The 14412-nt window shown below is 53.9% G+C and carries 12 protein-coding genes; 8 read left to right on the top strand and 4 right to left on the bottom strand.

Annotated features, from left to right (window positions below; all coding sequences use genetic code 11):
- Positions 1 to 116: 116 nt before the first annotated feature.
- The gene (locus tag BMW31_RS04035) at positions 117 to 1220 is read left to right on the top strand and encodes a hypothetical protein (protein WP_091821360.1); all 1104 of its coding nucleotides are present in this window, start codon (positions 117 to 119) and stop codon (positions 1218 to 1220) included.
- A 181-nt stretch (positions 1221 to 1401) separates the two neighbouring features.
- On the opposite strand, the gene BMW31_RS04030 is transcribed toward BMW31_RS04035, so the two are convergent.
- The gene (locus tag BMW31_RS04030) at positions 1402 to 1908 is read right to left on the bottom strand and encodes a histidine phosphatase family protein (RefSeq protein WP_091821459.1); all 507 of its coding nucleotides are present in this window, start codon (positions 1906 to 1908) and stop codon (positions 1402 to 1404) included.
- 83 nt (positions 1909 to 1991) lie between these two features.
- Here BMW31_RS04030 and BMW31_RS04025 point away from each other — a divergent pair, with 83 nt between their 5' ends.
- The gene (locus BMW31_RS04025; protein WP_091821359.1) at positions 1992 to 2642 is read left to right on the top strand and encodes an HdeD family acid-resistance protein; all 651 of its coding nucleotides are present in this window, start codon (positions 1992 to 1994) and stop codon (positions 2640 to 2642) included.
- Positions 2643 to 2845: 203 nt separating this feature from the next.
- On the opposite strand, the gene udk is transcribed toward BMW31_RS04025, so the two are convergent.
- From udk to BMW31_RS04010, 3 genes are read right to left on the bottom strand one after another with little or no spacing between them, the layout of a single operon-like run.
- The gene (gene udk, locus BMW31_RS04020) at positions 2846 to 3484 is read right to left on the bottom strand and encodes a uridine kinase (RefSeq protein ID WP_091821357.1); all 639 of its coding nucleotides are present in this window, start codon (positions 3482 to 3484) and stop codon (positions 2846 to 2848) included.
- Between the two features lie 10 nt (positions 3485 to 3494).
- Positions 3495 to 4085, bottom strand: a complete 591-nt coding sequence (locus tag BMW31_RS04015) for a uracil-DNA glycosylase family protein (protein ID WP_091821354.1) — start codon at positions 4083 to 4085, stop codon at positions 3495 to 3497.
- 49 nt (positions 4086 to 4134) lie between these two features.
- Positions 4135 to 5181, bottom strand: coding sequence for an endonuclease/exonuclease/phosphatase family protein (locus BMW31_RS04010; RefSeq protein WP_091821456.1), 1047 nt, complete (start codon positions 5179 to 5181; stop codon positions 4135 to 4137).
- A 147-nt stretch (positions 5182 to 5328) separates the two neighbouring features.
- Between BMW31_RS04010 and BMW31_RS04005 the strand changes: the two genes are divergently transcribed.
- From BMW31_RS04005 to asnA, 6 genes are all read left to right on the top strand, one after another.
- On the top strand, positions 5329 to 7881 hold the full coding sequence (locus BMW31_RS04005) for a TonB-dependent receptor (RefSeq protein WP_091821351.1): 2553 nt from the start codon (positions 5329 to 5331) through the stop codon (positions 7879 to 7881).
- Between the two features lie 12 nt (positions 7882 to 7893).
- Entirely contained in the window at positions 7894 to 9105 is a 1212-nt protein-coding gene (locus tag BMW31_RS04000; protein ID WP_091821348.1) for a DUF5689 domain-containing protein, read from the top strand.
- 43 nt (positions 9106 to 9148) lie between these two features.
- Positions 9149 to 10783, top strand: coding sequence for an OB-fold nucleic acid binding domain-containing protein (locus tag BMW31_RS03995; RefSeq protein WP_143049144.1), 1635 nt, complete (start codon positions 9149 to 9151; stop codon positions 10781 to 10783).
- Positions 10784 to 10885: 102 nt separating this feature from the next.
- Positions 10886 to 11137: a type B 50S ribosomal protein L31 gene (locus BMW31_RS03990; protein WP_091821342.1), complete on the top strand. Its 252-nt coding sequence runs from the start codon at positions 10886 to 10888 to the stop codon at positions 11135 to 11137.
- Between the two features lie 102 nt (positions 11138 to 11239).
- The gene (locus tag BMW31_RS03985; RefSeq protein ID WP_091821339.1) at positions 11240 to 12172 is read left to right on the top strand and encodes a DNA/RNA non-specific endonuclease; all 933 of its coding nucleotides are present in this window, start codon (positions 11240 to 11242) and stop codon (positions 12170 to 12172) included.
- 1202 nt (positions 12173 to 13374) lie between these two features.
- Positions 13375 to 14412: an aspartate--ammonia ligase gene (gene asnA, locus BMW31_RS03980; protein WP_091821336.1), complete on the top strand. Its 1038-nt coding sequence runs from the start codon at positions 13375 to 13377 to the stop codon at positions 14410 to 14412.

The raw sequence follows: 14412 nt of genomic DNA, 5'->3' as shown, positions 1-14412 counted from the left end.
TATTTTAAAGTGTAGGGATTTTCCTCTGCCTATTTAGGGAAAATCCTTTCACTGCCCTCCCGATTTGCGTTACTTTTGCATCAGACAAAGAACAGAACATTTTAAACGATACGCAAATGAAGAAGTTTATAATTGCCTTGACAGCACTGCTGACACTGACGGTTTCAGTGAGCGCCATGAGTTACGAACAGGCACGTGAACAAGCTCTTTTCCTTACGGACAAGATGGCGTATGAACTGAACCTGACTGATGACCAATACGAGGCTGCCTACGAGATAAATCTCGACTACCTGATGGGCATCAGCGATTACAACGACATATACGGAGCATACTGGACGCAGCGCAACCTCGACCTGAGTTATATCTTGCTCGACTGGCAATACCGCGCCTTCTGTGCTGCCAACTACTTTTACCGTCCGTTGTATTGGGACGGCGGCTACTGGCACTTCCGTGTCTATGCCCGCTACCCGCACCGTACCTACTACTACTTCGGGCGCCCCCACTTCTACACTGTGTATCGCGGAGGTCACAGCTGGAGGTCTAACGGAGGCAGAAGCTGGTACCACGGGCGCTCTTACGGACAGCGCCATAACGACCGCAGGATAGGCATGCGCGACGGATTTGACCGCGGCGACTACGGAAAAGGCAGAACCTTCGGCGGACGCAGCAGAGACTACGGACGCAACAACGCCAACTACGACCGCGACTGGAACCGCCAGAACCAGAACCGCAGGCTTGAGAACAGGCAGAACCGAACCTTCGGCGGCCGCGCCGACAACAACCTGCAGCGCAACAACACCATGCGCCAGAGCAGCACGCGGGCTACGGAGAGAGGCTCGTTCGGCGAAAGAAGCAACCGGATAGAGGAACGCTCGTCAGGCAGCTTCGGCCGTCCGGAGAACCAGACGCCTAACCGCACCTTCACGCCCAGCCGTTCGGCACAGGAGCGCCAGACAGCCCCCACCCGCTCGTTCGGCTCGCCCTCACGCAGCAACGGCAACTTTGGCGAAAGCCGCAGCAGAGGTTCCTTTGGCGAAAGCCGCAGCAACGGCAGCTTCGGCAACATGGGGCGCAGCAACGGCAGCTTTGGAAGCAGCCGTAATAGCGGTTCCTTTGGAAGTGCCGGACGCAGCGGCGGCAGCTTCGGAAGCATGGGACGCAGCGGTGGCGCCACGAGAGGCGGCGGTTCTTCCAACGGCCACTTCGGAGGCCACAGATAACAAGAAAGTTGCTATAAAAATAAAGACATAGGTGTTAAACAGAAAGAAAAAGTTGTTTTTCGGGATCTCATAATTAGAGAGTTATTATTTAGGGAAGAGGCTTCCGGGTTATCCGGAAGTCTCTTTTTTTGGTTACCCGCACGGTTCCCTGCCCCGTATATGCCCGCTGCGGGCCCGTTTCCTACAGCAGCAGCACGCGTACGTCGGCATTGGTCATGCGCTGTATCTCGTTCATGGGCTTGCGGTAGTACACGCTCTGGATGGCTTTGTTCACGATGCCGTGGCCCACGGCGAGCACCGTCTGGTCCGGATAAGCCACCTTGAGCCATGTAAGAAAGTTCTGCGCCCTGGCCCGCAGATGCTCGATAGTCTCCACATTGCCGGGCCATTCGGCATCCTTGAGGTCGGGAATGAACTTGCCCGTAAAGTCTCCCCAGTCGCGTTCGCGCAGCAGCGGCGTAGTAACAACCTCGCAGTTGTGCGGTTCGGCGATGATGCGACACGTGTCGACGGAGCGCTTCAGGTCGCTGGCCACGAAGGCGTCTATGGGTTCCGCCCTCAGTTCATCGCGCACCTTGCGGGCCTGAGAGATGCCCGTGGCATTGAGTTCACCCTGTTCCTGCCCCTGCAATATCTGCTTGGCGTTGTCTACAGTTTCTCCGTGGCGCACTAAGTACAATTTTGTCATCATCTGCGTTTTAGGCTACAAAATTACAAAAAATATTGCACGGTTGGCAGATTGTTTGTATTTTTGCAACAAATAAATTGCCTATGAAAGTCTTCAGAAGTTCCCTTTTCCGTGCGCTTTGCGCCATCGTTATAGGCGTATTGCTTATTCTGTACCGCGAGCAAACCGTTACGTGGATAACCATTGCCATCGGCGTGCTGTTCTTCCTCTCGGGAGTTATATCCGTGGTATCCTACTACAGCGCCAAGCACCATGCCCAGGAGACCGAAGTCTACGACGCCGAAGGGCGGCTGATAGCCGGCGGCAAGCCCGTGTTCCCCATCGTGGGCATAGGCAGCCTGTTCTTAGGCATCATCCTGGCGCTGATGCCCAACACCTTCATTACATGGCTCATGTACATCCTGGCGGCCGTTCTGATACTGGGAGCCATCAACCAATACATGAACCTTGCTACCGTTGCAAAGGGCGGCCACGTAGGACTTGTTTTCTGGCTCCTTCCCTCCATCATCCTCATGATAGGCATCGTGGCCATCGTTCACCCAGCAGCCATTGCCAGCGCGCCGCTCTTCATCATTGGCTGGAGCATGCTTTTTTACGGCGTGGTGGAGTGTGTGAACGCCATCAAGATAAACCACGAGCGCAAGAAGAACGTGCCGCAGCAACCTGCCCCGCAGCCTGCAGAAGCCATAGAGGCACCGCAGGAGGAGGCACAGGAACCGGAGCAGAACCCCTGACGGCTCCCCCCACGCTCCGCTCCACGCGTAAAGCGCAGACCAAGAAACCTACAAACAGAAACAGCAAACGGCACTCCGAGGGTGCCGTTTGCTGTTTACGGGAACTTTTGACAAGTGTCGCACGATTGTGCGACAGGTGTCACATGATTGTGCGACAGGTGTCGAAAGTTCGCGAAAGATACGTTTAAGAACCTAACGGGATATTACTCGGTAGGCGGAACAATGCCCTCAATGTACTTGCACAGTATGGCTATGCCCTTTGCATTCTCGCCTCCCTGCGGAATAATGAGGTCGGCATAGCGCTTGGTGGGTTCGATGAACTGCTCGTGCATGGGCTTGAGCACCTTCAGGTAGCGGTCAACCACCATGGAGACAGTGCGCCCGCGGTCTATCGTATCGCGCTGTATGTTGCGGATGAGGCGCTCGTCGGGGTCGCAGTCTACAAAGATTTTGAGGTCCATCATGTCGCGCAGCTTCTTGTTGATGAGCGTCATGATACCCTCGATGATGATAACGGGCTTGGGTTCTACGTGCACCGTCTCCGGCAGTCGGTTGCAGAGCAGGTACGAATAGGTAGGTTGTTCTACGGCGATGCCCTGCCGCAGGTCGTTTATCTGCTTGTTGAGCAGCTTCCAGTCGAAGGCGTCGGGATGGTCGAAGTTGATGTTGTGGCGCTCCTCATCGGTCATGTGAGTGGTGTCGTTGTAGTAAGAATCCAGCGGAACAACGGCTACGAAGTGGGGCGGCAGGGCTTCTACGATTTTACGAACCACGGTAGTCTTGCCCGAACCCGTGCCTCCGGCAATGCCGATGATGGTGATATGGTCGTCTGTTACGTTCATAGTATATCTGTTATAGTATTTCGTCAAACATTGTCCGATAGGCTTCTGCCTTCTTCTCCACCTGCAGCGGGTAGGCGCGCGAGCTGCTGGGCTCGCGGTACAGGCGCAGCGTGCGGCCCTCGAAGCCGAACTCGGTGTAGGTTCCCATCTTGGGTGTGTGGCGGATGTTGTAGTGTTCCATGAACACCTGCGTGGCCAGCTGACCCGCTGCCAGCACGGCACGGCACTGTGGCAGGGCGCGCAGCATGCCGTCGAGGTCGGCCTGCTCTACGATTTCCAGGTCCTTGTCGGAGGCCGTTCCCTTGGTGCGGCGTATGCGCAGGGCGGTGTCGAAGATGGCGATACCACGCTGCCGCAGGAAGTCCTTGATGGCTTCCACGCGGAAAGTCTTGCGGCGTGCGTCCACGAAGTGCATCTTGTCGCCGAAGAAACACAGGCCCACGATGCGCCACATGTCGTTCTGGAAGTTGGGGTAATACCACTCCATGCACCACCGCTTGGGAGCGGGCGGAAAGGTGCCGAGCATGAGCAGCTTGGCATTTCCGGGCAGGAACGGCTCAAAGGGGTGAACCTCGATGGGGTTCGGAGTTAGGTCTGTCATCGCATATATGTCCGTTTCCCGCCGGCAAAGGCCGGCAGGAAAAAGCATGTTACTTCTGTTCTTTCACAAAATAGGCCACCACGGGCAGGTGATCTGAATAGCCGTCGAGCCACACACCACCGGCAGTGGTGCGCTTGGTGGAACCCTTGTAGGGGCCTTCGGACTGGAAGAGATAGTCGCGGCGGAATATCTGGTTGGTCCAGAACTTGAGCGTTGAGTAGTCGCGTTGCCCCTTCTTGTTGAGCAGGTTGGGCGTCATCACAATCTGGTCGAAGAGGTTGGGGCTGCCCTCATAGGTCAAGGTGCCCTGTCCCTGCTTAACGAGCAGGTTGTACCAGGGGTTATACATGTCGCCTGGGCCAACCATGTCGACTTCTTCCTTGGCCGATAGCACCTCGTGCATGCTTTTGTTCGTGGGGTCGTCGTTCATGTCTCCCATCACCAGTATCTTGCAGTCGGGGTCGTCGGCAAGGAGCGAATCCTTGAGTGCCTTTACCTGGCTGGCCCCCTGCTCGCGGTAGAAGGAGCCGCTGTAACGGCTCGGCCAGTGGCACACTACGGCCGTAACGTGCTCGCCGGCCAGCGTTCCGCTCACGGTGAGGAAGCCGCGCGTGTGGTAGGCGCTGTCTTTCTTCAGGCTCTGCACGTAGGGTACGAGCTTGACATCGCGCACGGTGAAGAGGCTGGGATTGTAGATGAGGGCGCAGTCGATGCCGCGTTCATCGGACCCTTCGATATGGCAGAACCGGAAGTCGCGGGCCTTGAGCGGCTCCTGGGCCACGAGATCAGTCAGCACGTGGGCGTTTTCCACCTCGCTCAGTCCGATGAAGGCGCAGCCCACACCGGGCAGTTTGTCGGTGCCCATCTCGGCCAGCACCTTGGCCATGTTGCGCAGTTTGTGGGTGTACTTCAGCTCATCCCACTTGTAGGAGCCGGAGGGCAGGAATTCGTAATCATTCTTTCCTTCGTCGTGAATACAGTCAAATAAATTCTCCTGGTTATAGAATCCCACTGCGTAAACAGAGTAGGTTTTCTGTGCCATGACAGGCAGACAGAGCAGGCAGGCTAATGCCAGCAGGATAGATTGTCTTTTCATCATATCTTGAATTATTCTGCAAATATCGTAATTATATCCGAACAAATTACCTTTTTCATGAAAATTTAATGAATAATACTTTCTTTTTTAAAATTTATTTCGTTACTTTGCAGTCAAAGTATAACAATTATTAATCAACAATCGACTATGCAGAAAAAGCTGAAATTAGCAGTGATAGCACTCTGTTATTCATCTTTGGTTGCGGCTCAGAACACCAACCAGCAGAGCCAGGCACCCAAGACGATGGATGAGACAGCCTTCACGTTCACTGAAGCACAGCTTGGAGAGGATGATAACATGTCGCAGAATGTTACCGTTCTGAACTCCACAACCAACATGTATGCCAGCGAGGTGGGGTTCCTCTTTTCTCCCGTGCGCTTCCGCTACCGTGCCTTCAACCAGAAATACAACGACATCTATATCAACGGAGCGCCGGTAAACGACATGGAGACGGGTCAGTTCCGCTACTCGCAGATAGGAGGACTGAACCGCTTTACACGCAACGTGGACTTTGCCCTGCCCTTTGAGAGCAACAACTTCTCGCTCAACGGCATGGCGGGCAGCAACAACTACAACATGCGGGCAGGCAGCATGCAGACGGGCAACTATGCCTCGGTAGCGGCGGCCAACCGCAACTACACCCTGCGCGGCATGTACACCTACGCTTCGGGGTTCAACAGCAAGGGCTGGGCTTTCGCTGCCGGCCTCACGTATCGCTGGGCCAACCGGGGCTATGTGGAGGGTACATTCTACAATGCACTGTCGTACTACTTCGGTGTACAGAAGAAGTGGAACAACGGTCACAGCCTCTCACTCTCCACCTGGGGCAACCCGACGGAGCGCTCCACGCAGGGAGCGTCGACTGATGAGGTTTACTGGCTGGCCAACGACTATTCCTACAACCCCTACTGGGGCTACCAGAACGGGCACCGGCGCAACTCGCGCGTGGTTAACGACTTCGCACCGTCGGCCCTGCTCACCTGGGACTGGGACATCAACAACAACAGCAAGCTCACCACTTCGCTCTTCGGGCAGTACAGCATGTACAAGAGCACAAAGCTCAACTACAACAACGGCGACAATCCACAGCCCGATTACTGGAAGAATCTGCCCAGCTCGTACTACGACGTTTGGGACGAGAACGACTCCCGTTACCGTACTGCACAGGCACTGGCCGACTGGAACGGCGCCTACGACTGGTGGCAGGACAAGGCTAACAGGCAGGTTAACTGGGACCGCCTCTACTACGTCAACGGCCAGCTCAGGGAGCAGAACAAGGACCTGATGTACTATGTACAGGCCAAACACAACGACGCCCTGACCACTAACCTAAGCTCTACGTTCAGCACACACATAGACCGCAACAAGGTGTTCAACCTGGGCATTGTCCTTGGTCAGAGCCGCGGCCGCCATTACCAGACCATGGACGACATGCTGGGAGGCGGCAGCTTCCACAACGTAAACTCCTACGCAGTGGGCACCTACGCAGCTTCGGACCCCCGCGTGCAGTACGACCTCAACACGGTGGGCACCCAGGGACTGGGCAAACTCATCTACGAAGGCGACAAGTTCGGCTATGACTATGACCTTACCGTGCGCCGCGGACTGCTCTGGAGCAGCTATACCGAGAATATCGGACGGCTGCATTACACCGTTGCCGCCAAGCTGGCGTACGACAACATGTACCGTAAAGGCTACATGCGCAACGGTATGTTCGCCGACAACTCATTCGGCAAGAGCAAGCAGTCCAACTTCCTGTCGGGCGGCTTCAAGTTCGGAAGCAACTACGACTTCGGCCACGGCCATGTCATCATGCTGGGTATAGGCTACGAGCACAGAGCTCCACAGGCCAATACTGCCTTTGTTTCGCCCGAAATGAACAACGACTTCGTAGACAATCTGCGCAATGAGCGCGTCTTCAGTTCCGAGGTAGGCTACCAGTACAAGAACTCCTGGCTCAATGCCAACGTGAACGCATACTACAGCAGGCTGACGAACGTAACCGAATGGCAGAACTATTACTTCGACGATATCAACTCCTTCTCCTATGTCTCCATGACTAACGTGAAGAAATCGTACTACGGCGTGGAGGCCGGATTGAAGTTCAAGCTCACCAGCTTCCTTGACCTGAAGACGATAGGAACCATCAGCGAGGCCAAGAACATCAACAACGCCAACGTGCGTTACCTCAACTCAACGTCGGCCAACTACACATCAGAGACCTTATATAATAAAGGTATGCGCGAGAACGGCACCCCGCTCACGGCTACCAGCGCAGGACTGAGCTTCCACCAGGGCGGCTGGTTCATCGACCTGAACGCCAACTGGTACGACCGCATCTACCTTTCCTATGCACCGAGCTACCGCTACAAGAGCACGCTCATTACCAGTGGTTCGATTGACAACGACGGAGAATACATCATCCCGGCACAGGCCAAGGGGCACGGAGGCTGGATGCTGGACGGCAGCATCGGCAAGTCGCTGCGCCTGAAGCACGGCTCGCTGAACTTCAACCTCATGGTTACCAACATCCTGAACAACCAGACAATCGTCTCGGGAGGCTACGAACAGAGCCGCAGCGACTACACCCTGAAAGACGACGGCACGCGTACCGACCGCGCCTACAAGTTCTCCAGGAACCCAAAGAAGTATTACGTATTCGGAACCAACGGCATGTTCCAGGTTTCATACAGATTCTAAAAGCACATCGAAATGAAAACATTAAAATACATTACCTTAGCTTTTGCCGGGCTGCTCATGGCTTCGTGCATGGGCGACAGCTATGCCGACCCGCAGGGAGAGACCTCTCCGTTCGGCAATCAGGAGATTACCGAGACCAATGTCATCACCATCGCCCAGCTGAAAGAGCAGTTTGCCAAAGAGATATCTACCGACTATCGAGACGGCAACAGCTACCGCCAGGTAACCGATGACATCAAAATCAAAGGCATCATTACCAGCAGCGACGAAGCCGGAAACATCTACAACGAGATTGCCCTGCAGGATGAAACGGGGGCCGTCATCATCGCCGTGGCCCAGGGAGGTATCTACGGCTTCCTGCCGGTGGGCACAGAAGTGCTCGTAGACCTCAAGGATCTCTATGTAGGCAACTACGGATTGCAGGCCGAAATAGGCGTACCCACGACCAATGCCAGCGGCTCCACCTACGTGGGGCGCATGAGCCGGGTCACCTGGGACAAGCATTACAAGATACTGAGTACCGGCAACACCGTTACGCCCGAACTCTTTGCCAACGGCGCCCAGCCCACGACATGGGACCTGAACAAAGACGGCGGCAAGCTGGGAGTGCTCAGAAACGTAACTCCCCTCTTCTGGTCGCGCGACTCCACCTACGCCAATGCCAACGCCGGAGCAGGCTCCAAGAGCTGGTATTTCGTAGAACAAGGCAGCAACGTGATGCTGTACAACAGCAACTTTGCTGACTTTGCGAACGCCGTTTTGCCCAATGCAAAGCTGAATATCACCGGCATCATCAAGCGTTACAACAACACTTGGGAAATCATTATCCGCTCACTGGCCGACGTGGAGGTTGTTACCGACCCGTACGCCAACATCGACGGAACCGGCCTGGGCACCGAGGAGTCGCCCTACAACGTAACCAGAGCGCTGAGCCTTGTTGCCAACGGAGCCAATGATGCCAACAAGAATATCTACATCAGCGGCATTATCTCCAGAGTGACCGAAGTGAGCACGCAGTACCACAACGCCACTTACTACATCTCAACCGACGGTACGGCCAACAACGAGCTGCAGGTGTTCCGCGGCAAGTACCTGGACGGAGCCGACTTTACAGCTGCAGATCAAATCAAGGCAGGCCAGAAGGTAACTCTCGTAGGCAAGCTCATAGACTACAACGGGACACCCGAAGTAGGTGCCAACAACAAGATTACCTCTCTTGAATAGTTAACATCAGACAACAGAACAGGAAATAAAAACAGATAGAAATATGAAAAAACTCATTTATTCAATGCTTGCCATGGCGCTTGTTGCCATGACTTTTACCAGCTGCGAAGATGTGCCGATGCCTTACGGCTGGCCATTTGAAAATACCGAAAATCCTACCCAGACCGCTGAACCCAAGGGAGACGGCACCGTGGAACATCCGTTTAACGTGGCCGGAGCCGAGAACTACATCGCCAGCGGAGGCGATGCAAACGCGGTGGTGTACGTTGAAGGCACCATATCAGAGATTAAGAGCATAGACACTTCCAACTATGGCAATGCCGAATACTTCATCTCCGACGACGGTACCACCAAGGGGCAGTTCACCGTGTACCGCGGTTACGCCCTGGGAAACAAGAAGTTCACCAGCAAAGATGAAATCAAGATTGGCGACAAGGTAGTTGTTTGCGGCAAGCTCGTAGACTTCAACGGCACCAAGGAATTCACCTCCGGCAACTACATCTACTCACTGAACGGCCAGACGGCTAAGCCCGCCGAGACCAATACACCTGAGACCGCATACACCGTAGCCGAAGCTATTGCCAAGATAAAGGACGGCACAGCCCCGTCAGAGGGCGTTTACGTAAAAGGCATCATCTCCGAGGTAACATCCTACAACGCAACGTACAAGAGCATTACCTATTACATTTCGGACGACGGCAAGGCCAAAGACCTGCAGGTGTATTCGGGCAAAGGACTCAACGGAGCCGACTTTACAGGCAAGGAAGACCTGAAAGTAGGCCAGAGCGTAGTGATTTTCGGAATTCTCAAGGACTACAACGGCAAACCTGAGATTGACAAGGAAAACAAGCTGATATCCATCTCCGGCGCCAGCACTCCCGGCTCGCAGGAGAGTACAGCCGAGTCTCCGCTCACCGTGGCCCAGGCCATCAGTCTCGTTACTGCCGACCCCACTTACAGCAAAGAGGTATTTGTAAAGGGCACCATCTCCGAGATTAAGTCATACAATGGCACGTACAAGAGCATTACCTACTATATTTCAGACGACGGCACCACCACCGGCCAGCTGCAGATTTACTCCGGCAAGGGTAAGGACGGAGCCGACTTTGCCAGCAAGGACGACCTGAAAGTAGGAGAAACCGTGGTGGTTAACGGATTGCTCAAGAGCTACAACGGTACGCCGGAGATTGACAAGAACAGCAAGATTGTTACCCCCGGCAGCACAACTCCGGGCACAACCGGAGGCATAGGAACCGTTTCGGGCAACACCATCACTGTCAAGGCAGCCGACTTCAAGTTAGAGAACGCCAAGGACATGGGCACGCAGACGCTGGCCGACGGTACCAAGTTGACCTTTGACAAGGGCACCAACACCAATGCACCGAAGTTCTATACAGCCGGTGACGGCACCATCCGCATGTATCCAACCAACAAGGTAGACATCGTATCGGGCAAGAAGATAGCCAGCATCACACTCAACTGCGACTCTTACAACGGCACTGACTACACGGCCGAGGGGCTGCTCAAGTCGGCTCCGGGTACGGTAGCCCTTGACAAACTTGTCTACACCGTGAGCGGCATCAATGCCACCAGCCTCACCCTGACCAACGGCGCAGAGGGTACAGGCGGCACCAAGCAGCTGCGAATTGTCTCCATGACAATTACTTACGCCAACTAAAAATATTCTCAAAATATTTGGCAGGGTGCATAATTCTTTGTAATTTTGCACCCTGTTACGTTGTGTAGCAAATCAATTAATAACAAATATATTTAGATTACAATGAAAAAAGGTATTCACCCAGAAAACTATCGCCCCGTCGTATTTAAGGATATGTCCAACGGCGATATGTTCCTTACACGTTCTACATGCAAGAGCACAGAGACAGTAGAATTTGAAGGAGAAACTTACCCGGTGGTAAAAATCGAAATCTCAAGCACCTCTCACCCGTTCTATACAGGCAAGAGCAAGCTCGTAGACACAGCAGGACGCGTTGACCGCTTCATGAACCGCTACGGTAAGCTGAAGAAGTAATATATCTGTTCGGTAAGTATATATTCCCAAAAAGAAGTGCGTCCTAACGTAGTTGCATATACGTTAGGCCGCACTTTTGCTTTTTCAAACCCACACCAAACCATGCACAAACTCAAGATTATTATCTATTCCCTGCCCCTTTTGATGGCACTTGCTGCCTGCAGTGGCAACGACAACGGCACCGATAACGGCGGCAGCAACACCGTAAAGAACGAGAACGGCAACAAGATTGCTGCTTCAGCCCCGGCCGACATCCTGCGATTGGAATTTCCACGCGTAAAGGGCGGCACCAGTCAGGTAATCGTGCACCGCACGGCCCAGTACGGCATGACCTACGCCTTGGAGTGGGACCACCAGAAAAGGGCGCAGCGCTGGACCTGCTTCCGGATTTACAAGGACAACGCCGTGAAGAACTGGAGCCGCTACCAGTGGGAAGGAACCAGCTGGGGAGGCGACCCCTTCCAGCCCGACCCACTCGTACCGCTGGGCGAGCAGCCCAACGTGAGGGGCGAATTCAGCGGCAGTTACTACCCCAACTCCAACTCTTATTACCAGCGCGGGCACATCTGTGCATCCGAGGACAGGGTCTATTCGCAGGAAGCCAACGAGCAGACGTTCTACATGACCAACATGATGCCGCAGGTGGGAAACTTCAACGGGGGGATATGGATGAAAATGGAAGACCGCGTCCGCTCGCTGGCCAAGTCGGTAGACACGCTCTACGTGTGCAAGGGCGGCACCATCGACAACGGCAGCCAGATAGTAGGGCGCACCAAGAGTGGATTCATCGTGCCCCGCTACTTCTTCATGGCGCTGCTGGGCAAGAACAAGCAGGGCTACAAGGCCTTGGCTTTCTGGGCTGAGCACCTCAACGTCGACAAAAGCAGCGACAACCTGAGCAACTACATCATCAACATCTCTACCCTGCAGCAACTCACCGGCATCGACTTCTTCTGCAATCTGCCCGACGACGTGGAGAACCATGTAGAGTCGCTCAGCGCCGAGAGCGTGAAGCGCGCCTGGGGCTTCCAGTAAAGCCTCCGCCCACCACTTGCCGCCCGTAAATACTCTGTTACCCTGTCTCAAGATGATAAAAGACAAAGTAACAGAGTGTTTTTTTATTGCAACGGGATTGCTGCCGGCTCGCTCCTTATCGTTAAAGACAGAGTAACAGAGTAGTTTTTTGATACTGAATGTTATTTTGTTACTATGTTTTTAAGCACCAGTTACGCTGCCATTTGAGTTTCGCTATTTTGTCTTTAACTTGCAGAGACAAAGTAACAGAATTGTACCTCGTTACATGGAAGTATGCTTCAAGGAGCTTGAAGCATACCTTCAAGGCGCTTAAAAGTGCCTTTCAAGAGGCTTGAAAGACACCTTTTACTTCCTCATCTATAATTTGCTGATTTCTAACAAATTACAAGTAGGTGTCAAAAATCTCTTTTTATGTCGGTTCAAAACGTTGTTGCAGGCATCATCCCCTCCTAACCTCCCCTTTCTAAGGGGAGGAATCGCAGCGACAAACTCTCTGATGTCAAAAGACTGATAGCTAAAAAATAGCCACAAAACAAACCAGTATCCTCCCCTTAGAAAGGGGAGGCGGAGGAGGGGATGACCGCATAGCAAGAAATAACAGGCCTGCTGCAGGCATCATCCCCTCCTAACCTCCCCTTTCTAAGGGGAGGAATTGCAGCGACAAACTCTCTGATGTCAAAAGACTGATAGCTAAAAAATAACCACAAGACAAACCAGTATCCTCCCCTTGGAAAGGGGAGGCGGAGGAGGGGATGACCGCATAGCAAGAAATAACAGGCCTGCTGCAGGCATCATCCTCACCTACCCTCCCCTTTCTAAGGGGAGGAATCGCAGCGACAAACTTTCTGATGTCAAAATGTTGATAATCAAAGAATAGCCACAAGACAAACCAGTATCCTCCCCTTGGAAAGGGGAGGCGGAGGAGGGGATGACCACATAGCAAGAAATAACAGGCCTGTTGCAGGCATCATCCCCTCCTAACCTCCCCTTTCCAAAGAGAAGAGCCATTACGGCAGACTCATCCATTATAAAAGAAGGAAGGACATGACCGAGAAGCCTTTTAACAGCCTCGGAACAAACAAAAACGACAGAAAAACAAACTAACAACAGGCAAAACGACTAATAAAGCAGACTATCCGCTTGCATTTTATCAATTAATCGCTATCTTTGCAAGCAAAATTACAGGATTTAAGTTAGTAGTTATGAGTAAACTGATTAAACCGGAAGGCTACCGCGCTCTGCTCGACAAACGAGAGACCGAGCAGGGCATTAAACTGATAAAGGACTTCTTCCAGCAGAACCTCGCTACCGAGCTGAGGCTCCGCCGCGTAACGGCACCGCTCTTCGTGCTCAAGGGATTGGGCATAAACGACGACCTGAACGGCGTGGAGCGGCCTGTCTCCTTCCCCATCAAGGACCTGAACGACGCCCGTGCAGAGGTGGTTCACTCGCTCGCCAAGTGGAAACGCCTCACGCTGGCCGAGTATGGCATAGAGCCGGGCTACGGCATCTACACCGACATGAACGCCATTCGCGCCGACGAGGAGCTGGACAACCTGCACTCTCTCTATGTTGACCAGTGGGACTGGGAGGCTGTTATCACGGCCCAGGACCGCACGCTGCAGTTCCTCAAAGACGTGGTAGAGCGCATCTACTCGGCCGTACTGCGCACGGAATATCTGGCCTGCGAGTGCTATCCACAGCTCAAGCCGTTCCTGCCTCGCACCATTCACTTCGTTCATAGCGAAGACTTGCTGCAGATGTATCCCAACATGAGCGCCAAGGAACGTGAAGACGCCATCTGCCGCAAGTACGGCTGCGTGTTCCTCATCGGCATAGGAGCCAAGCTGAGCAACGGCGAAAAGCACGACGGACGCGCGCCCGACTACGACGACTGGTCGACAGTTGCCGAGAACGGAAAGCAGGGGCTGAACGGCGACATACTGATTTGGTACCCCGTGCTGGAGCGCTCGTTCGAGCTTTCGTCAATGGGTATCCGCGTAGACAAGGAAGCTCTGCTGCGCCAGCTGAAGATAGAGGGCGAGGAAGAAAGGGAGCAACTGTACTTCCACCGGCAGCTGCTCGAGGGCAAACTCCCGCTGAGCATTGGCGGCGGTATCGGTCAGAGCAGGCTCTGCATGCTCATGCTCCACAAGGCTCATATAGGCGAGATACAGGCCAGCATCTGGCCTGCAGAAATGCGTGAGGAGTGTGAGCGCAGCGGTATGCCGCTCATTTAA

The sequence above is a fragment of the Prevotella sp. kh1p2 genome, assembly GCF_900111525.1.
Classification (GTDB): Bacteria; Bacteroidota; Bacteroidia; order Bacteroidales; family Bacteroidaceae; genus Prevotella.
The sequence above is the reverse complement of the archived record's forward strand: the minus strand, read 5'-3'. Positions and strand labels throughout refer to the sequence as shown.

Excerpts from the sequence above, each read along its gene's own strand:
- BMW31_RS04035 (WP_091821360.1), top strand. The coding sequence starts at position 117 with ATGAAGAAGTTTATAATTGCCTTGACAGCACTGCTGACACTGACGGTT.
- BMW31_RS04030 (WP_091821459.1), bottom strand. The coding sequence starts at position 1,908 with ATGACAAAATTGTACTTAGTGCGCCACGGAGAAACTGTAGACAACGCC.
- BMW31_RS04025 (WP_091821359.1), top strand. The coding sequence starts at position 1,992 with ATGAAAGTCTTCAGAAGTTCCCTTTTCCGTGCGCTTTGCGCCATCGTT.
- udk (WP_091821357.1), bottom strand. The coding sequence starts at position 3,484 with ATGAACGTAACAGACGACCATATCACCATCATCGGCATTGCCGGAGGC.
- BMW31_RS04015 (WP_091821354.1), bottom strand. The coding sequence starts at position 4,085 with ATGACAGACCTAACTCCGAACCCCATCGAGGTTCACCCCTTTGAGCCG.
- BMW31_RS04010 (WP_091821456.1), bottom strand. The coding sequence starts at position 5,181 with ATGAAAAGACAATCTATCCTGCTGGCATTAGCCTGCCTGCTCTGTCTG.
- BMW31_RS04005 (WP_091821351.1), top strand. The coding sequence starts at position 5,329 with ATGCAGAAAAAGCTGAAATTAGCAGTGATAGCACTCTGTTATTCATCT.
- BMW31_RS04000 (WP_091821348.1), top strand. The coding sequence starts at position 7,894 with ATGAAAACATTAAAATACATTACCTTAGCTTTTGCCGGGCTGCTCATG.
- BMW31_RS03995 (WP_143049144.1), top strand. The coding sequence starts at position 9,149 with ATGAAAAAACTCATTTATTCAATGCTTGCCATGGCGCTTGTTGCCATG.
- BMW31_RS03990 (WP_091821342.1), top strand. The coding sequence starts at position 10,886 with ATGAAAAAAGGTATTCACCCAGAAAACTATCGCCCCGTCGTATTTAAG.
- BMW31_RS03985 (WP_091821339.1), top strand. The coding sequence starts at position 11,240 with ATGCACAAACTCAAGATTATTATCTATTCCCTGCCCCTTTTGATGGCA.
- asnA (WP_091821336.1), top strand. The coding sequence starts at position 13,375 with ATGAGTAAACTGATTAAACCGGAAGGCTACCGCGCTCTGCTCGACAAA.